Origin of the sequence: Pseudomonas sp. NFACC14 (assembly GCF_900106885.1) — a bacterium.
In the GTDB taxonomy this organism is placed as follows: Bacteria; Pseudomonadota; Gammaproteobacteria; order Pseudomonadales; family Pseudomonadaceae; genus Aquipseudomonas; species Aquipseudomonas fluorescens_AA.
Map to the genome: position 1 here is coordinate 117,987 of NZ_FNOA01000016.1, position 19,422 is coordinate 137,408.

Annotated in this window: 11 protein-coding genes; 4 read left to right on the plus strand and 7 right to left on the minus strand. The window is 61.9% G+C overall.

Going from position 1 to position 19,422, the window contains the following annotated elements; all coding sequences use genetic code 11:
* Window positions 1-468: 468 nt before the first annotated feature.
* The gene (locus BLU85_RS21755) at window positions 469-7,524 is read left to right on the plus strand and encodes a TcdA/TcdB pore-forming domain-containing protein (protein WP_092204795.1); all 7,056 of its coding nucleotides are present in this window, start codon (window positions 469-471) and stop codon (window positions 7,522-7,524) included.
* 12 nt (window positions 7,525-7,536) lie between these two features.
* Here BLU85_RS21755 and BLU85_RS21760 read toward each other — a convergent pair whose 3' ends face one another.
* Window positions 7,537-8,133 carry a MarC family protein gene (locus BLU85_RS21760; RefSeq protein ID WP_060739358.1) on the minus strand — a complete coding sequence of 199 codons (597 nt, stop codon included), beginning with the start codon at window positions 8,131-8,133 and terminating at the stop codon, window positions 7,537-7,539.
* A gap of 234 nt (window positions 8,134-8,367) precedes the next feature.
* Between BLU85_RS21760 and BLU85_RS21765 the strand changes: the two genes are divergently transcribed.
* From BLU85_RS21765 to BLU85_RS21775, 3 genes are all read left to right on the plus strand, one after another.
* A complete protein-coding gene (locus tag BLU85_RS21765) occupies window positions 8,368-9,177 on the plus strand; it encodes a hypothetical protein (RefSeq protein ID WP_139208039.1) in 810 nt (269 codons plus the stop codon).
* 64 nt (window positions 9,178-9,241) lie between these two features.
* Entirely contained in the window at window positions 9,242-9,958 is a 717-nt protein-coding gene (locus BLU85_RS21770) for a hypothetical protein (RefSeq protein ID WP_092204793.1), read from the plus strand.
* Window positions 9,955-10,632, plus strand: coding sequence for a hypothetical protein (locus BLU85_RS21775; RefSeq protein WP_092204792.1), 678 nt, complete (start codon window positions 9,955-9,957; stop codon window positions 10,630-10,632). Before BLU85_RS21770 ends, BLU85_RS21775 begins: the two co-directional genes overlap by 4 nt.
* 14 nt (window positions 10,633-10,646) lie before the next feature.
* Here BLU85_RS21775 and BLU85_RS21780 read toward each other — a convergent pair whose 3' ends face one another.
* From BLU85_RS21780 to BLU85_RS21805, 6 genes are all read right to left on the minus strand, one after another.
* A complete protein-coding gene (locus BLU85_RS21780) occupies window positions 10,647-13,436 on the minus strand; it encodes a hybrid sensor histidine kinase/response regulator (protein ID WP_092204791.1) in 2,790 nt (929 codons plus the stop codon).
* A 99-nt stretch (window positions 13,437-13,535) separates the two neighbouring features.
* Complete coding sequence (gene purD, locus BLU85_RS21785; protein ID WP_092204790.1) at window positions 13,536-14,831, minus strand: phosphoribosylamine--glycine ligase; 1,296 nt, start codon at window positions 14,829-14,831, stop codon at window positions 13,536-13,538.
* 156 nt (window positions 14,832-14,987) lie between these two features.
* A complete protein-coding gene (gene purH, locus BLU85_RS21790) occupies window positions 14,988-16,595 on the minus strand; it encodes a bifunctional phosphoribosylaminoimidazolecarboxamide formyltransferase/IMP cyclohydrolase (protein ID WP_072410260.1) in 1,608 nt (535 codons plus the stop codon).
* An 83-nt stretch (window positions 16,596-16,678) separates the two neighbouring features.
* Window positions 16,679-16,999, minus strand: coding sequence for a DNA-binding transcriptional regulator Fis (gene fis, locus BLU85_RS21795; RefSeq protein WP_007921650.1), 321 nt, complete (start codon window positions 16,997-16,999; stop codon window positions 16,679-16,681).
* Window positions 16,996-18,003 (minus strand): tRNA dihydrouridine synthase DusB, encoded by a 1,008-nt coding sequence (dusB, locus tag BLU85_RS21800; protein ID WP_053181619.1) that lies wholly within the window; start codon window positions 18,001-18,003, stop codon window positions 16,996-16,998. Before dusB ends, fis begins: the two co-directional genes overlap by 4 nt.
* A 185-nt stretch (window positions 18,004-18,188) precedes the next feature.
* Window positions 18,189-19,421, minus strand: a complete 1,233-nt coding sequence (locus BLU85_RS21805; RefSeq protein WP_092204789.1) for a DUF3426 domain-containing protein — start codon at window positions 19,419-19,421, stop codon at window positions 18,189-18,191.
* Window position 19,422: the final 1 nt, after the last annotated feature.

Consider the following 19,422-nt stretch of genomic DNA (forward strand, 5'->3'; position numbering starts at 1 on the left):
ATCCCTGTAGAAGCTGGCGAAGCCTGCGATCTTTTGATCTTTCGCTTGGGACTCAAGTGTCTGGGCAAAGATCGCAGCCTCGCTTCGCTCGACAGCTCCTACCACACCGCGCAGCCTCATCGCAGGCTGCGAAATCTCCCTCGCCACAGAAGAGAAACATCGCCTTCAGGGCCGTACATTCGATTCTTTCGCTGTATTGGTTTCTCATATAAATAAAAGCGAAAGTTGCAGTCTTGACCCTTCGTTGAAATGCATTGAAAGCCTTCCCGTTTGAGTTGATGGTTTCTAAGCGTTAGTTTGCCTGCCTGATAAGATGTCGGTGTGCGCTTGTCGGTGTTTGGCAGACGTGTCAGGTGTCGCCAGGTTGCAAGATATTAAATTGAATCAATAGGTCGTCAGAATATTTGCTGACGACGGCGTTGTCATAGGCCTGTTTTTTAACCAGACAGGCCAAGGAGTGTCTTTTTTATGCAGGAAGCGAACATCAAGACGGGCGACAGTGCGCTCGGCTTCATCAGCCTTTTCAAACTGGCCGATCTCGAACGGGCACTGTTGCCCCACAAGAACACTGAGCACTACGACGCGGTCATCCGTTATTACTTTGCCTGTATCGGCATGCCGGATTCCCACCGGTTGCTCGAGCCCTTGGGGCTCTTGAAACAGACGCTCGCCAAGCTGCTGGGCAAGCGCAGGGTCAAGCGCAGCCAGGATACGCATATCTCCAGCCCTGCCGGCGCCGGGATTGACCTGCCGCAGATATACGACAAAGTCGAACAACACGAAGCGCGCCTCCAGTTCAGTGCCGAACAGATGAAAAAGTTGCCCACGGAAGTGCCAAGGATGTTGCACTTCGTCTGGCTCGGCGGCGGTCTTGGCGACATTCAGCGCGATTATCTCAATGTATGGCGGCAGGTGTTGGCCCGGCAGGGTTATACCCTGAATCTCTGGTATGACAGCGATGCACTACTGGCCTGGCAAACCAATAAGCTTATTGTCGAGGCGGCCAAGGCCAATGTTTTTTTACACGGCGTAGATGAGCGTATTACTGAAGTCGAGTTGGGAGCCCTGTACAACGAACATGCCCTTGTTCTGAAACAACAGATGCAGGCCCATATCAATGCCGCTGTGGTGAATGGCGGATCAGCCGATGAAGCCCGGATCGATTTACTGACCCGCGCCTACGGTCAGGATGCGCAAGTGCTTCGCCAACAGTTGGAACGCAATCGGCGCAGTGTCCTGGACATGGACGGCTTCAAGTTGCGCGATCTTGCCGCTGGCGCGGTTTCGCTGCAGTTGCAGGAGGTCTATGACCGGGAGATGCGCTTGCTTGGCAATATGGCGGCGGCTGCGGATGTGGTGCGCATGGAAGTCCTGTTCGCCGAAGGTGGCAGGTATACCGATATCGACTACCTTCCGCCGTTATCGGCCACCCTGGGCGGCGTCGACATCAGCGGTTTTGACTATGATGCCCGTCTGGGCACCCTGCAATTGCTGCTGAACGAGAACCCCGAATGGCTGCCGGGTCGCCAGGCCTCTTCCCGTTATCGTGGGCATATTCCTGCCGAGCATCTGCCGGCACTGGAAGCGTTCGCGCGGAGCCGGCCAAGCTTGAGCGAGGTCTTCGAACTGCCGGCGGAGCGGCTGGCCCGACCTTTCGCGCTGCGGGCCTTGAGCGCGGAGCTGTCGCTGACCAATGCCTTTCTGATGGCTCATCCGGGCGCCGAGATTCTCAAGAGCGTGATCGACCGTCTGCGCTCCAACTACGAGTTGATTGACGCATCGGTCCAACTGGCCGCCCAGCGCAATGTTGCATTGAGCGACGTTGCCGGCATGTTGGTGCTGGTGGAAGAAGTCTTCGAAAAAAGACATGGATCGCTGAGCCGCCTGCCGATGGGCGAAGTGCTCAGGGCGATCGCGCGGATATCGGGCGTAGCCACCCACTTTGGCGACGGCATTCGCTTCGAGAGTGAAGGCACCATCCACCTGACGGGCCCCGGCGCCATGCGCGATGGCATGGCCGACTATGCGAACGCGCACTTGAGCGCAGCGGTTGCCAAGACCTTGCGCGAGGAGGCGGGCGTTGCCCCCCACCTGACGGTTAACGGCGCCACCGAAGAGGAGCAGGATCACTCCTGGAAAGAACATGGCAACCAACCGGAAAAATGGCTGGCCGACGAGCAGGCACGCTGGCGTGAAGGTCAGTACCGCACGCGCTACAGCGGCGACATCGCCGAGTTGCTCAAGCATTCGACCGTTGAATTCCAACAGGGCTGGCCGCTGATCGAAGGCCGGGCCGTGCTGCTGACCGATGTCCTGGAGCGCTTGGTCGAGGGGCTCGGCGAGCCGTTCATCGAGGCGATGAGCCAGGGGCATGATGGTGAAATCCGTTTCGGGAAGCCGCTGCCGCTGAGTTTCGATGATCGCCAGCGTATCCGGCGCCAGGCGCCCGATACGCTGGTTCCGGTGTTCCTGAGCGATGCAAAGATGCAAAGCCTGGGGATCGACGACGTGCTGGGCGAGATCGCCAGCGGCGCTCGACGGGTCATTGAGGTCAGCCCTGCGCAAAGGCTGTCGCTGGGTGTGTTGCTCGGTTTGGACAGCTTGGATAACCCGCGCTTCAACGCCTTCACCAGTGAACTTGAGAACTTGGCCAACAGCGTCGCCGAACAGGCGGTGGCCGGCCGTTACGCGGTCATCGAGCGGCAATTGTTCAAGCGCAGGGCGGCAGGGTTCATGAACGGCCTGGTGAGCGATCCGGCGGATGCGCCGCTGCCGTCCGACAGCGCGCTGGAGTTGAAGAAAACCGCTTTGAAACAGGCGCGGACGCTGTTCCAGTGGGGCCGTCATGTCGCGCGGATCCAGAAAGCGGCGACCCTGGAACACCGTCTCCAGGTCGTCGAACGCTCCGCGCAGGTGCTGGACGGATTCGGCAGCAACGGTGTGCAAATGGTCCCCCAGGATTTGCTGCTCAACGGCGATGGCGAGGCGATTGGCGGGCGCTGTTATCCCTTGGCGTTGGTGATGAGTGCAGCGCTTGCCCAGGGCGATGCGTCCTCCGGGCACTTGCGCGAGCGTTTCTTCCTCGCGGTGCTCGAACCCGGGCAAGCCGATTCCCAGGCCTTTGTGCAAACATTGGAGGCGCTGCGGGACGTACCGATGGCGGAGGTCGGGACGCGTCTGGGGCAGGCGAACCTGGATCAGGTCAGGGCCCGGCTCGAGAAGCACATCGGCCCCCGTACGCTGATGCTCAACTCTGACAACCATTCGATGCTGGTGGCCAAGACCGTCAGTGGAGAACGTGCCACCTACCATTTTTTCGACCCCAATTTCGGCCTGTGCAAGTTCGACCAGCCGGATGCACTGCAACGGGCACTGGAGACGTTTTTCCGAACAGAGGGCATGGCCCGCTATTACGCCGCCTATGGCCCCGACGCGCGACCGGAATTCGATCTGATCGACCTGCACAGCAACAAAATCGCCGCCCTGGAACTGGCTGACGGCTTCACCGTGGAACACCTGCTCAAGCCCGATCCGTTGCCCGGAAAACCGGCGCTTGCGATTCGCCAGCGCCTGAACAACGCCCACGGCAGGTCCCTGGCGGACAACTCGCACCTGGGCAGCAGTTTGCTGGAACTGGACAGCCATTGGTGGGGCCAGCAGATCGCCCAGGCAACGGTCGGTTTGCAGGATTTGCATGACTCGGCGACGCCGCTGGTGCCCTTGTTCGAAACGCTGGAAATCACCCCCGAGGGCAAGTACCGGGTGAGCCTGATCGATCCCGCGCGACCGCAACAGTCGGTTCAGGTGCTCAGCGACGATCAGCGCCTGTTGCGGATCAAGAACTGGCTGTCGGAACAGTTTTCGACCCTGGCGCGCAAACCCGCGCAGACGGGTAACGTCCTGGACCCGACCGAGGCCGCCAGTGTCCATACCCTCAACGCCGGTTTCACCATCCAGGCCTTGATGAATGCCTTGCGCGGTCGGGAAGGGGATGACCGGACGTTGACCACCGCCGTGCGCCTGCACGCGTACGTCAATTATGCGCAGCTGGTGCACGGCAATGTCGTGGATGTGGCGGGCCTGGTGCAGTTGGCGCGCACGGCGCTGGCGGAAGAGCGGCTCATCGCCCGCACGTGCGCGCCGATTGTCGGCCAGGCGCTGGGGCATGCGGCCAACGAGGGCGTCGGCGCGGTGTTGGGGCTGGCCAATGTCGGCTTCGATATCTATCAGTTGAAGACCGCGCGAACCGGCGTCGAGACCGCGCAATTCGGCACCCAACTGACCTTCGACTCTGCCAGCCTGGCCTTGACGGCGGGCGGTGTTGGAGCGGGGTTGGCCGGGGCGTCGACCGCGGCGGCGGTACTCGGCGGTGCGGGGGTGATTCTCGGCGGATTGGCCGTCGGCGTCGCCGCCCTGGCCCAGGGGTTTGCCACCATCGCCCGCGAGGCACGGCAAGTCGGTCAGTTTTTCGACGACCTGGAGCAGGCCTACCGGGGCGATGGCTACCACTACGACTACACGCTGGCCGCGTGGGTGGCACGGCCGTCACTGCTGGTCAAAAGCATCGATCTGAACGAGGCAACGGTGCTGCTCGACAGCCCGAAGCTGTATCCGCTGCGTGATCATTTTGGTGTGCCGGGCTTCGATCCCGATAACGCGCGGGTCATCGACATTCGCCGGGAGCTGGGGCTGCCCGGGCAGGTCGGGTTCGCGCCGCCCGCTGGCCAACCCATCGTGCTGCCCTGCACGCCACACACCACGTACGGTTATGAATACAAGGCGTTGCCCTTCGCCCGTTGGCGCCATGACCGCGGCTTCGACACGGCCCGGCGCCTGGAAAAAAAGCAAGCGGACGGCACCTGGCTGTTTCTGTTCTCGTTCTATTCGTTTCCTTCCGACTACATCCTCAATCGCCTGAACCCGGTGTATGGCGAAACGGTTATCCGGGTGAACCTGGATGCGCTGGAGCGGACGCTGGTGGTTCCCGTCCTGCCGGATGCCTGGCAAGGAAAGTTGGCCTATTGGCTCCGGGGCGCGGGCGGGCGCTGTACGGTGATGCTCAACCCCGGGGCCGACATCCGGCTGATCGCACCGAACCAGACGTATTGCCGCTGGGTATTACAGGCGAACTGGGCCAAGGACAGTGACATCCGGGTCGAGCCTTCCGGCGACCTGTACATCGGCACCGTCCATGTGACCCGGATCGGGCGTCAGGAGGTGCTGATCCGCACGGCCGACCAGTTGTTCAGCGTCACCCAGGGTAAACAGCAACTGGACCTGGTCGAGCAGACGGCGCCCGAGGGGCTCGACGAGCAGGCGCTGCTTGACCACTACAAGGGCCTGGCGCGGGAGCATCGATTGGCACTGCCATATACGCCGGTCCAGCGTTTCCTGATCCCGTTCGAGGATCCCCGGCAACCGCGCTACACCACGGCCTGGTATGACGCCCACGAAGACCGTTTCCTCTACATCCGCGACGACCTGGAAGTGCTCGGCGAGCCACAGCTGTCGGTGGTCCTGGAGGGCTCCGCGTATTTCCATGACCCCGAGCAATTGCAGATATGGCAAACGGATTGCGCCACTGGCCTGCTCAAGCGCCGTTACCTGTTACTTATCCAGGACGGTCAAAGCACCATTCGCAGCGTTGCTGCGGATGCCCAGGGCGTGATTCATGTGGTGCAGGAGTACGTCGTCGACAAGAAAACCGTCCGGCAATACCGCTACCTGATTCATGACGGGCAACTGCTGTTGAGTTCCGTCACCTACGACACGGCGTCGCAGCTGCAAGCGCTGCTGTTGGCCAACGATACCCTGGCCGAATGGTCGTCCTTGCTCGGCAATTTCCTGCGGCTGGCCTCCGGGCCTTCGAGCGATGGGCTTGTCACTGTCGATTGGCAGCCGGCGCCGTATGTTTCGATCTGCTGGGCGATCGCGCCCGACGTTCGAGACATGGCGTGGGTACGCGGCAGTGATCGACAGCTGATCCTTGCACAACCGGCCAGGCATCACGCCCGTGGCTGGGACGATTCGATCAAGCACCTGGACGGCCTGATGCTCTTGCCGATGGCCGATGACAGCGATGTCTTCTTCATCTACCAGCGAGTCACCCCCAACCAAACGCTCTGCCGGCTGCAACGCAGCGTGAAGGACGGCAAGGCGCAATGGACGCACCGCTGGGTGCAACCCGACGGACTCAAGCAGGTCCTGGCTGTCGAAGGGGGCTACGTGGCGCTCGATGACAATGGACTGTTTTTCAACCTGGCCGCGCAAGGCGCGTTGCAGTTTGCCGGTGTGAGCGAGCACTGGCTCAAGGGCCGTGCCCGCTGGTGGCAGGCGCTGGAGCCATTGGCCAAGCGCTACCCGGACAAGGATTTCGCCATTGCCGGCCTGCGCAATGCCGCCGGCGACGGCAACCTGTGTGCCTGGTACGCGACGCACCGATTGTTGTTGTGCGATCCGGGACTCGACAAAGAAGTGCGCTTGCTCGGCGTGACGCCGGACAATCAGTCGGCCTGGCTGTTCGACCGGTCAAGCGGTGAAGTCCTGAGCCAGGCATTCTTCGACCCGCAGCAGCTCGATCAAGCATTTGGCGCCGGCTCGCAACTGCTGCCGGGTGCCAGCCTGCCAGCTTATCGACGCGAGTGGACGGGCTGGCGGTTCGCCGACGTCACGCCCGACGGCAGCGGATTGCGCGGGACCAGCGTGGACGGTGTGTCGCTGGCGCTGCGTCACCAGGAGGCGGCGACCATCACCGGGGTCAACCACGCCTGGGTGAGGGCCCAGGGCGAACACCTGGTCGAAGCCCTGCAGCGATTGCTGGACGCGGCGCAGCATGCCGAGTTCGTCTCGGTGGAGTCCGAGCCTGGGAGCCTGCAATGGTATGACGTGCAAAGTGCCCGGCTGTTGCGGGTCACTGGCAAGAACCTGCCCAGGGACTTCACCCTGCTGGGCACTCAAGCACCGGTGAATGTGCTGCTGCACGCGCACCAGGATGGGCGGGTGCTGATCTATCCGGACAAGCGCAGCATCGGGCCGTTCGATTACGTCCAGCGTAACGCCCAGGTGCTGGTGGTCGAAGGGGAGAAGGTCGGTCGCGATCTCTTGCCGCTGATTCCCGATGAGGTCAACCGGTTGATCCTGCGTATGGGCCAAGGCGCGGTGACTTGTCATTTGACGAAGCCGGTATGGCTGAAGCTGGAGTCGGTCATTGTCGACTGTCGCCATGCCCTGGGTGAAACACCCGTCACGGCCAGCACCTTGATCTGGGCATTCGATGAGCCTGGAAAACTCGTGTTCGAGATCGTCCAGGCGCACCTGGTCATTGTCGATCCGGACAGTGAACGCTGCCTGATCTTGCGTGACGTGTGTTCTGCCGATCCGGCCTTGCGCGGTGAAATATGCCTGGGCTTCAACGCCGCGCAATCTCGCCCGGTGTCGACGTTCGTGGCGCGGTTAAGGGACCTGGGGGAGACTGGCAGTGCAACCCTGAAGGCGCTGCTGGCGACAGCGCCGCTCGCAGAATGAGCCGTCCTCCTTTTACGGCACCAGGTAGCCCTTCACCCCGGTAAAAATGATCTGCGCCGCCAAGGCGCAGACAAACAGCCCCATCAGGCGGCTGACGATCTGCAGGCCCTGGTCGCCGAGGATGCGTTCGATGCGGCTGGACAGGTAGAGCACGACGCCGACGGTGAAGCTTGCCAGGGCGATGCTGATAATGGCCATGAGTTTGTCGTCCCAGTGCGGCTGGCTCACGCCCATCACCAACAGGGCGCCGATGGTGCCGGGGCCGACGGTCAACGGAATGGTCAGCGGGACGATGGTCACGTCCTGCTGCACATTGTCGGTCTGCACGGCCGACTTGCCCTGGGCCATGCCCAGGGCCGAAATGAACAGCACGCTGCCGGCGCCGATCCGGAACGCATCCACGGTGATGCCGAACACGCTGAAAATCACTCGCCCGAACAAATACAGCAACACACTGGAGATCAGCGTCGCCGTCGCGACTTTCCAGGCCAGGCGGCGTTGTTCCTTGCGGGAATAGCCGCGCGTCAGGCCGATGAAGCAGGACAGGACGAAGAAGGGGCTGTAGAGCACCAGCATCTTCAGGTAAACGCTGAACAGCACATGGAGCATGGTCGAGGCTCGCGACGAATGAGTTTGGCGTGGAGTCTATCAGGCGTCGGGATATCTGTCGGCTTGTGGCAAGGGCAAGATGAAAGTCCAGGAAAATGCAACTTCATTACCGGCGATTGTAAGGCGTCGACGTTGATTATTTACGGTTACAGTTGTGCACTTGTTGTGATGAGGTGGGTTGCGTAAGTTCATATCTCGGATCTAAGGAAGGTCTTTAATAAATAAGGAAATAGTATGAACGTTAAATATGATTCTGTTGTAACACTGTCTGATCGCCTGGAGCGCTTGAGTGCTTATGATGTCGAGCCGGAGGCGTTTGAATTGTCGCCGCGTACTTTTATTGTTCGTCCTGACGAGACGGCGGACTCTCCGGAAAAACCGGATCGCGCTTCGATTGTGGGTGACGGGATCCTGGCTTTTGTTTCGGGAATGTCCGAACAAAACCAGGCGGATATCCAGCACTCTTACCTGTTCGCTTCGTTAGTGGCTAATAAGCGCTACCCACGTGATGAACAGGGTAAGGAGTGGTATCAACTTTTCCTGCAAGTGATGCAGGATTGCGGCTGGACGATCCTGCAGAAGTACTACGACGCGGTTGCCGCCTCGGGCAAGAGTTTCAAGATGGATCAACTGGTGCTGAAGATCCTGGGGTCGGCGGTGACGGCCGCCGCGGTGCCCGGGCCATCGTCACTGTTGATGCTCAAGGTCGCCAGCGATGCCATCGCGGCCTTGCAGAGCCGTGACAGGCCGCTGCGGGTGTTTGACCAGAACATCCAGGAATCCGGCACGGGAGGGTTTGGCGTCGCCGCCTGTCATGAGACGCCCCAGGGCGAAGTCATCATGGCACTGGGAGCCGTGCGTTTCATCAAGCGTACGAATCAGACCCAAGTATTGTTCGTTAATTGGGACAGCAGTTCGGTTGACTTGTATCGCGGTGAAAGCCACATGACCATGGTGCCGTCCGTTATTAACCGTACCCGTGCGACCATCATCGAAAAACTCGGCGATCGGGCGCAGAAAAAAATCGAAGCATACGAACTCTGATCTTGTGTATCCACCGGGCGACTACAGCGTAGTCGCCAACCATAAAAAGAACCAGGTGATTGCAATGAATGATGGTTATTCGGTTTTTATTAATGCCGGCGTTGTCGTGATAGTGTCCCCGGGTATGGCCGGGCAGGAAAAAAGCGATGTGTTGGATTCGGTATTGTTTGCGCAGCTGGTCGCCAGCAAGAAGTACCCGGCTTATGCCCAGGCACAAAAAAAGTATGACGAGTACCGCGACGTCTTGAAGAACGGCTGGTTGCAAAAGGCCGCGGCCTGGGACAACTTCACGCTCGATGAACAACCCAACTTCAATGCGGCGCACTGGCTAGGGCGTCGGCTGGGGGAGTATGTCGATCATACGGTGGCCGATGAAGTCACTCGTCTGTTGAGCCGAGTCGCGCAGCTACCGGGGACCCTGCCGGCCATCGAGCAACTGCGCGAGCAGACCTGCAAGCGCAAGGAATCCGCGCCATCGTCAGAGGCCGATGAAGTTGTCGGCAGGGTCTGCCTGCAAGTGATTCTGGCCCGACGAGGCCCCTTGCTGAGCAGCGTTTCCCTGAGCTATGAGACCAGGCGACAAGCAATCTCCAACCCCCTCGGGCAGGGCCTGTCCGTCGCCAATGTGGTCGGGAATCTTCAATCCAGATGCTTCCAGGCCAACTTGTCGAAAGGGCTTTACGACCCCCTGCGCGGTGCGATCGTACAAAAGCTGGGAGATAAGCCCACCAAGCATGTCTTTGATATTTCCGACAACGTTGGACGGGGGGCCGCGCTATGAATATCGAACGTCTACAGGCTGGCGGACGCCTGTTCCGCAGCAGCGATCCCACGCCGGCTGCTGTCGTGGGGGCAAGCCTTGTGTCGTTCGGCCAGGGGCTGTCGCCCCAGGATCGCGAAGACATCTGCCTGAGCAACCTGTACGCCCAGTTGGCAACGCGGTCGGCCTATCGGGACGGTCTGGTGGGCAGTTGGTTCAGCTACTACAGGAACACGCTCAGGTACCTGGGGTGGGATTCGGCGCGTCCCCTCAGGCCTGGACAGGCGGGCGAGGGGTCAATGGCCGAGAGTGTGGCCCGGCAGATTTCCCAGTCATTCGATGAACGCTTCGCGCGGTCGGCCACTGATTCGATTGGCGCCCTGGAGCGCAATCCCAATGCCCTTGAGGTATTCGAACGGGCAAGCCTGCAGCATGATTCGGCGTTCTTCCAGGTGGTTCCCTGCCTGCCGAAATCGCCCGGGCGAATAGAGGTCGCTCTTTATCACAAACAATTCAGCATTCGTAAAATAGTCTCGACCTTTCTTTTCTGGCCAATCGAGGAGGTCGTGCGAACCAGTCATGAAGAAATGGCGGTGGTGACGTTCAACACCCTGCATTACTCAATGTTCCGGGACAAAGTCCTGGGCGCCGTTATCGCCGAGACGACCCGTAATATTCATGCGTTGGAGTGTTGACAGGGCTTCGGGCGTCAGCGGACGCCCTCGGACGAATGCGCGGCGGTCTTGTTCTGCTGGTCGCGCTGGGCCACCCAGTGTTCGATCAGCTCGCGCAGTTGCGACAGTTCCACCGGCTTGGCCATGTGCCCGTCCATCCCGGCCTGGCGGGCGCGTTCCTTGTGCTCGGCCAGGATGTGGGCGGTGAGCGCCACCACCGGTGTGCGGGTGCGCTGGTTACCCATTTCCCAGGCACGCAGTTGCTGGGTGGCGGAAAATCCGTCGAGGATCGGCATTTCGCAGTCCATCAGGACCAGGTCGTAGCGCTGCTCCTTCATGGCCTTGAGGGCTTCCTCACCGTTGCTGGCGGTGTCGGGTTGCAGGTTGAGCTTGCCGAGCATGCCACGGATGACCTTGGTGGAAATGCTGTTGTCCTCGGCCACCAGGATGCGGAAATCGCTCGGCACCTTCACCGGGGTGGGAGGGCTGGCGTTCACCTGCACGTTCGTAGCCAGGCCCCGGTTGCGCTGGTTCAGCTCGTCCGCCAGGGTGGTCTTGAGGGTATAGCCGGCCACCGGTTTGGCGAGGATGCGCTTGACCCCGCTGTTGCGCGCCACGATCTTGCTCGGCGCATTGCTGATACCGGTGAGCATGATCAACAGGATGTCGTGGTTCAGGCTCGGGTCTTCCTTGATCTTGGCCGCCAGTTGCATGCCGGTCATGCCCGGCATGTTCTGGTCCAGCAGCACCACGTCGAAATAATCCCGCAGGTGTGCCTTGGTGCGCAGCAGCGCCAGGGCTTCCTTGCCCGAGGGCACAGCGCTGACGTTCAGGCCCCAGGCGCTGCACTGCTGCACCAGCACCTTGCGGCAGGTGTCGTTGTCGTCGACGATCAACACCCGTGCCCCTTGCAGCGGGCCATCGAGGTCCGAGGTCGGGTGTTCGAGGCGATCCGGGTCCAGGGGCAAGGTCAGCCACAAGGTACTGCCCTGGTTGCTGCCGCTCTTGATGCCGAACTCCCCGTGCATCAGGATGATCAGCTGGCGGGCGATGACCAGCCCCAGGTTGCCCCCCAGGCGCGTGGCGGAAAGGAAGTTCTTGCTGTGCAGTTCGGCGTGCATCAGCGTGTCGCGCTCTTCAGCGTCCATCGGCGTCCCGCTGTCCTGCACGGCGATGCGCAGGCGCGGCTGATGGCTGCGCTCGTCCAGGGCGACGACGATCAGCACTTCGCCCTCGTCGGTCTTCTTCAGGGCGTTTTCCAGCAGGCTCAGCAACGCCTGGCGCAGCCGCGTCGGGTCGCCGCTGATCACCCGCGGCACCTGGGGCTGGATGAAGCTGATCAGCTCGACGTTCTGCTGTTCGGCCTTGGCGCGGAAGATGCTCAGGCAATCCTCGATCAGCGCATTGAGGTCGAACTGCACGTCGTCCAGTTCGATCTGCCCGGATTCGAGCCGGGAAATGTCGAGGATCTCGTTGATCAGGGTCAGCAGTTCATTGCCGGCGCTGTGGATCGTTTGCACGTAGTCGCGTTGCTTGACCGACAGTGGCGTGCCCAGCAGCAGCTCGGTCATGCCCAGCACGCCGTTCATCGGGGTGCGGATCTCATGGCTGATCTTGGCCAGGAACTCGGCCTTGGCATTGATCTCGGCATTGCTCGCCGCCAGGTCGCGGCTGATGCTGAAGCGGCTTTCGTTGATCGAGCGCTGGCGCTCGCCCAGGGCGACACTCATCAACAGGCCGCTGATGCAGATGAAGATCAGCAGGGTGATGATCAAGCCCTGGGGAGGGACTTCCGTGAGCCCTTGCAGTGCCGGGAGAATGATCAGCGTGCCCAGGTTGAAGACCACCATGGCCGCGACGAACAGCCGGGCCGGGCGGTAGCCCTTTTGCCAGTGCCAGGCGCTGACGAACAGCATGCTCAGGCCGGCCAGGGCCACCAGGGCGTAGGTCATGATATTGAGTGGCAGCGTGTTGACGAACAACAGCAGCAGGCTGCACAGCATGACGAACACAATGTCCCCCAGCAGCAACCGGTTCAGCGGGTGCGGCCCCAGGGGCGCGAAGAAGCGGTAGGCGAACATCAGGCCGCAGGGCGCCGTCAGCAGCAACGCCAGGTAAGCGCCGGGCGTCTGCACCGCCGGCCAGTCGGGCAGCCAGGGCCCGGCCAGGTTCAGCAACAGCACCAGGCTGAGCATCAGCAGCCCTTCACAGGCGGCCAGCCACAGGCAACTGCGGGAGCGGGTGTAGGCGTAGCGGGTGAGGTTATGCAGGATCAGCATGGCGATGCAGCCGAACAGCAGCCCGTAGATCAGCGTCTGGTTCTGATCGGCCGCTGCCACGACAGCCGATTGCAACGTGATGTAGGGACGCAGTTCGTGACGCGAAGCCAGTCGCAGGTAGACGTCCAATGATTTGTCGCTGCGCGGCAGCGGCAACATGAAGTCGCTGCTGGGCACCGCCGGTTCCGTATGCGGCGTGGCATTGCCGCCGACCTGTTGCTCGACCAGGGCGTCGCCGTCCAGCACATAGAGGTTCAGGCGTGACAGGTCGGGGGCGAAGATGCGCAGGATTTGTTCGTGCCTGTCCGGGGCCAGGCGAAAGCGCAGCCACAATGCACCGCCGGGTTCGGCGGCCCTGAGGCGGTCTAGGTCGATGGGGCTGAATTGATTGGTGTAGCGAGCGGAACGGATGTCGCTCAGCGTCAGGTCGCCCTGTTCGTCGAGCAATACCGCCCAGCCACTGCCTGGCGCGGCCTGGGCCGGGAGCATGCAGAGCAGCGTCAGCAGGGTGACGGTAAAGCCTATGGCAATCCTGAGCCAGCGCACGGCGAAATCCCTTCGTAGGTTGATGCCAGATTATAACTATGCGCGGCGCCGGAACAGTCAGGCAAGGGCCGCAGACCCCTGCCTGGCTGAATGGCCGGGTTATTCCAGATTTTCGCCACGCTCACGGGCAATGGCACGGTAGCCAATGTCCTTGCGGTAGAAACAACCTTCCCAGTCGATCTCGGCGGCAAGCTTGTAGGCCTGCTGCTGAGCGTCGTCCACACTGGCGCCCAGGGCGGTGGCGCAAAGCACACGACCGCCGGCGGTGACCACTTGCCCATCCTTCAACGCAGTGCCCGCATGGAAGACTTTGCCTTCCAGCCGCGCCGCGGCGTCCAGGCCCTGGATTGCGCTACCTTTGGCGTAGTCGCCCGGGTAACCGCCGGCCGCCAATACGACACCGACGCTTGGGCGCGGGTCCCATTGGGCTTCGACCTTGTCCAGGGCCTGGGCCAGCGCGGCCTCGACCAGCAGGACCAGGCTCGATTGCAGGCGCAGCATGACCGGCTGGGTCTCAGGATCGCCGAAACGGCAGTTGAATTCGATGACTTTTGGGTTACCAGCCTTGTCGATCATCAGGCCCGCGTAGAGGAAGCCGGTGTAGACGTTGCCTTCCTCGGCCATGCCGCGCACGGTCGGCCAGATCACCTGGTCCATGACGCGCTGGTGCACCTGGGCGGTCACCACCGGGGCTGGGGAGTAGGCGCCCATGCCGCCGGTGTTCGGGCCGCTGTCGCCATCGCCGACACGCTTGTGGTCCTGGCTGGTGGCCATCGGCAGCACGTTCTTGCCATCGACCATGACGATGAAGCTGGCTTCCTCGCCGTCGAGGAACTCTTCGATCACCACGCGGGAACCGGCGTCGCCGAAGGCATTGCCAGCGAGCATGTCGCGCACGGCGTCTTCGGCTTCGGCCAGGGTCATGGCAACGATCACGCCTTTACCGGCGGCCAGGCCGTCGGCCTTGATCACGATCGGTGCGCCTTTCTCGCGCAGGTATGCCAGGGCCGGTTCGATTTCGGTGAAGTTCTGGTAGTCGGCGGTCGGGATCTTGTGGCGCGCCAGGAAATCCTTGGTGAACGCTTTCGAGCCTTCCAGCTGCGCGGCGCCAGCGGTCGGGCCGAAGCAGTCCAGGCCACGGGAGCGGAACAGGTCGACCACGCCGGCGACCAGCGGCACTTCCGGGCCGACGATGGTCAGCGAGACGTTCTTCTCGGCGAAGTCGGCCAGTTGCTCCAGGGCCAGCACGTCGATGGCGACGTTTTCGCACTTGGCTTCGATGGCGGTGCCGGCATTGCCCGGGGCCACGAAAACCTTCTGCACACGGGGATCTTGGGCCACTTTCCAGGCCAGGGCGTGTTCGCGGCCACCGCTGCCAATGATCAAAACATTCATTTCAAAAACCTCGGATGACGCTGATTCTGTATGCAGCACTGAAGCTGCTTTTCTGTGGGAGCGAGCTTGCTCGCGATGGCGGTGTGTCAGCGGACTTCAATGCTGACTGATCCGACGCTATCGCGAGCAAGCTCGCTCCCACAGTCGATCGGTGTATCAATGACGGAAGTGGCGCATGCCGGTGAACACCATGGCGATGCCGGCTTCGTCGGCGGCGGCGATCACTTCAGCGTCACGCATCGAGCCACCCGGCTGGATCACGGCGGTGATGCCGACCTTGGCCGCGTTGTCGATGCCGTCGCGGAACGGGAAGAACGCATCGGAGGCCATGACCGCGCCCTGTACCTGCAAGCCGGCGTGCTCAGCCTTGATGGCGGCGATGCGGGCCGAGTTCACACGGCTCATCTGGCCGGCGCCGACACCGATGGTCTGGCGGTTCTTGGCGTAGACGATGGCATTGGACTTGACGTACTTGGCGACTTTCCAGGCGAAGATCAGGTCGTTGATTTCCTGCTCGCTCGGGGCGCGTTGGGTCACCACTTTCAGGTCTTCGCTGCCAATCATGCCGATGTCACGGCTCTGGACCAGCAGGCCGCCATTGACACGCTTGTAGTCCCAGGCCGGCGCACGGTCGGCCGACCATTGGCCGCAGGCCAGCAGGCGCACGTTGGCCTTGGCGGCAACGATGGCGCGGGCTTCTTCGCTGACGGAAGGGGCGATGATCACTTCGACGAACTGGCGCTCGACGATGGCCTTGGCGGTCTCGGCGTCCAGTTCACGGTTGAAGGCGATGATGCCGCCGAAGGCCGACTCGGTGTCGGTGGCGTAGGCCAGTTCGTAGGCCTGGCGGATGCCGCCCTCGGCGTCCGGGCTCACGGCCACGCCACACGGGTTGGCGTGCTTGACGATCACGCAGGCTGGCTTGACGAAGCTCTTCACGCACTCCAGCGCGGCGTCGGTGTCGGCCACGTTGTTGAACGACAGTTCCTTGCCTTGCAGTTGGGTGGCGGTGGCAATGCCGACTTCGGCAGGCTTGGCTTCCACGTAGAACGCCGCGCTCTGGTGCGGGTTCTCGCCGTAGCGCATTTCCTGGGCCTTGACGAACTGGGTGTTGAAGGTGCGCGGGAATTCGCTGCGGCCTTCGGTCGACAGGGTTTCGGCGGCCTGGTTCACGGTGCCCATGTAGTTGGCGATCATGCCGTCGTAGGCGGCGGTGTGCTCGAAGGCCTTGAGCATCAGGTCGAAACGCTGGGCGTAGGTCAGGCCACCGGCCTTGAGGTTCTCCAGCACGCTGGCGTAGTCGCTGGCGTTGACCACGATGGCCACGTCCTTATGGTTCTTGGCCGCCGAGCGGACCATGGTCGGGCCGCCGATGTCGATGTTCTCGATGGCGGTCGGCAGGTCGCAGCCTGGCTTGTTGATGGTGGCTTCGAACGGGTAGAGGTTGACGGCCACCAGGTCGATCGGCTTGATGCCGTGTTCGTTCATGATGGCGTCGTCGATGCCGCGACGGCCCAGGATCCCACCGTGGATTTTCGGGTGCAGGGTCTTGACCCGACCGTCCATCATTTCCGCAAAACCGGTGTAGTCCGCGACTTCCACTGCGGCGACGCCGTTGTCCTGCAGCAGCTTGAAGGTCCCGCCGGTGGAGAGAATCTCGACGCCCAGCTGTTGCAGCTCGCGGGCGAATTCGAGGATCCCGGTCTTGTCGGAAACGCTGATCAAGGCGCGGCGGATCGGCAGGCGGGTGGTCTGGTCGGTCATTTCAATTTCCATCAAAAGCAAGGGAAGTCAGCAAAAAAGGCGACCGTTTTTTATGCGGGCGCCTTTCTGGTTTGATTGAATGCTTACAGCAGATCGTACTGCTTGAGTTTCTTGCGCAGGGTGCCGCGGTTCAGGCCCAGCAGCTCGCTGGCCTTGGTCTGGTTGCCCTTGACGTAGTTCATCACGCTTTCGAGCAGCGGTGCCTCGACTTCGGAAAGCACCAGGTTGTACACATCCGTGACGGCAGCGCCCTCAAGGTGGGCGAAATAATTGTGCAGCGCCTTCTCGACACTCCCGCGAAGGGTCTGACCTTCTTCGCTGGGCGTATTGAGGTGCTGTTTCAAATTCACGTTGTCGCTCACGGGTGCTGTTCCACTCACTAAAGTCTCGGTCATCATCGTCATGCGGCCACCCCTTCGTCCCCTGTCAGGCTCTTGTAACGCTCAGCGAAGAACGCCTGAACGTCGGCGCATTGTGCTTGCGTACCATCCAAACGATTGAAACGGGCGCGAAACTCCCTGGCGCCCGGCAGGGTTGCGAGATACCAGCCCACATGCTTGCGAGCGATGCGTACGCCCATGACTTCTCCGTAGAAGGCATGTAGCGCGGCCAGATGCTCTAGCAGAATACGTTCCACCTCGGACAACTGCGGCGCCGCCAGCTTTTCGCCAGTGCGCAGGTAGTGTTCGATCTCACGAAAAATCCATGGCCGCCCCTGGGCGGCCCGGCCGATCAACAGGCCATCGGCACCGGTCGCGTCCAGCACGTACCGGGCCTTCTCGGGCGAATCGATGTCGCCATTGGCAAAGACCGGAATCGACACCGCCTGCTTGATCGCGGCGATGGTGTCGTACTCGGCTTCGCCGGTGTACAGGTCGGCACGGGTGCGACCATGGACCGCCAATGCCGTGATGCCCGCCTGTTCGGCGATCTTCGCCACCACCAGGCCATTCTTGTTCTCCCGGTCCCACCCGGTGCGGATCTTCAGGGTCACCGGCACATCGACCGCGGCCACTACGGCCTGCAGGATCTCGGTGACCAGCGCTTCATCTTTCAACAGTGCCGAGCCTGCGGCCTTGTTGCAGACCTTTTTCGCCGGGCAACCCATGTTGATGTCGATGATCTGCGCCCCCAACTCGACATTCGCCCGGGCCGCCTCCGCCAGCATCTGTGCGTCGCCACCGGCGATCTGTACCGAGCGTGGCTCGGGATCGCCTTCGTGGATCATGCGCAGACGCGATTTGCGGGTGTTCCACAAACTCATGTCGCTGGTGACCATTTCCGACACCACCAGTCCTGCGCCCAAGCGCTTGCACAACTGACGAAAGGGCTGGTCGGTGACGCCCGCCATAGGGGCGAGAACCAGGCCGTTCTGCAATGTATATGGGCCGATGCGTACCGCCGACATAGGACTTCCCTGAAGTGGGGCCGGATCATGAGACTTCGAAAAAGGGTTGGCATGATACCCGCTCTCGATGACTGGATAAAGATCGAATTGGATAAAATCTGAACAGCTATTTTGTTATCGCCAGCGGTTTGGTCTGGGTGGGGTCAGTCAGAAAGCTGCCGTCAATGGGCCGACCCTGGCCGGTTTCATTCGGGGGAATGAAAGCTCAAGCTGTAGTTCACCGCCTTGGGGCCCGGATCCAGGATATCCAGCGCGATGTGGATGGGCGTTTGCGGCGGCATTTCGCCGCGGCCCTCGAGATCGCCGCCCAGGTACTCCCCGGGCTTGAAGCGACGGCTGGCGATCAGGTGCCCGTTGAGGTCGGCAAAGCGCAGCTCCAGCAACGGAAAAGGTTGGGAGAAGGGCGCACGGTTGTAGATGATCGCGTCCACCACCAGGGCACCGCTGAACTCCGGATGGCTGCGCACCACCAGGTTGCTGCTTTTGATCTTGGCGATGTCGACCTTGGACGGTACGTCGCAACCGATGGTCGGACAGATTTGCAGGAACCACGGCCGGTACTGGTCCTGGCGGGCCAGTTCTTCGAAATGGTAGGCGATGTACTGGCCACCCAGGGCCGCGGCGGCGAGCAGGATCAGCAGGGCCCACAACAGGCGGCGGCCCCAGGGCGAACGGCGTTTGCGCCAGTCCAGTTGCAGCGGATCGTCGTCGAGGTCGTGGAGGGCTTCGGCGCGTATCCCCAGCTCCTGGCGTTCCCGTGACTTGCGCAGTGGCAGCGGTCGCTCGGGCTCATCGTCGTGATCGTGGTCATCGGTGGCGGACAGGCGCTCGAGGTGTTCGTCGGGATCGTCGTCCGGCGCGAGGTGGAGCGGGGCGACCGGTTCGTCGTCCGGTTCCAGCGGTTCGAGGGCCAGGGACAGGGACGGCTCGGTACGCGGCGGTCGCGCCGGTTCGTGGGGTTCGAACGGTTCGAAGGGGGTATCGAGGACGGTTTCGACGCGCTCGCCCGAGGTGTCGCTGTACAGGCTGTCGGGCCAGGTTTGCTGTTCGCTGGAGAGCGAGTCGCGTTGCGCGCTCAGGTTGTCTTCCCGGCGCCGGCCGGCATTGCCCGGGGCGCGATTGTCGCGGCGCTCCAGGCGCGCCAGTTCCTTGTCCAGGTCATCCAGATCCAGCTCGGCGGCGCTCCACTGTTTCTGGCTGATCGCCCGGGGCGGGGCTTCGGCGGCCGGCTTGGCGGGTGGCGCGACGGCAGGCACCGCTTGCTTGGCTGTGCGTTGTTCCAGCAATTGTTGTGCGGCATTGAATACCTGCAGGCACGAGCCGCAACGAACCACCCCGCGGGCCACGCTCAATTGAGCATGGCTGACGCGAAAACGGGTATGGCAATGCGGGCACTGGGTGACGAAGCTGTCAGTCATG

Excerpts from the sequence above, each read along its gene's own strand:
- BLU85_RS21770 (WP_092204793.1), top strand. The coding sequence starts at position 9,242 with ATGAATGATGGTTATTCGGTTTTTATTAATGCCGGCGTTGTCGTGATA.
- purD (WP_092204790.1), bottom strand. The coding sequence starts at position 14,831 with ATGAATGTTTTGATCATTGGCAGCGGTGGCCGCGAACACGCCCTGGCC.
- BLU85_RS21755 (WP_092204795.1), top strand. The coding sequence starts at position 469 with ATGCAGGAAGCGAACATCAAGACGGGCGACAGTGCGCTCGGCTTCATC.
- dusB (WP_053181619.1), bottom strand. The coding sequence starts at position 18,003 with ATGTCGGCGGTACGCATCGGCCCATATACATTGCAGAACGGCCTGGTT.
- BLU85_RS21760 (WP_060739358.1), bottom strand. The coding sequence starts at position 8,133 with ATGCTCCATGTGCTGTTCAGCGTTTACCTGAAGATGCTGGTGCTCTAC.
- purH (WP_072410260.1), bottom strand. The coding sequence starts at position 16,595 with ATGACCGACCAGACCACCCGCCTGCCGATCCGCCGCGCCTTGATCAGC.
- BLU85_RS21765 (WP_139208039.1), top strand. The coding sequence starts at position 8,368 with ATGAACGTTAAATATGATTCTGTTGTAACACTGTCTGATCGCCTGGAG.
- BLU85_RS21775 (WP_092204792.1), top strand. The coding sequence starts at position 9,955 with ATGAATATCGAACGTCTACAGGCTGGCGGACGCCTGTTCCGCAGCAGC.
- BLU85_RS21805 (WP_092204789.1), bottom strand. The coding sequence starts at position 19,421 with ATGACTGACAGCTTCGTCACCCAGTGCCCGCATTGCCATACCCGTTTT.
- fis (WP_007921650.1), bottom strand. The coding sequence starts at position 16,999 with ATGACGATGATGACCGAGACTTTAGTGAGTGGAACAGCACCCGTGAGC.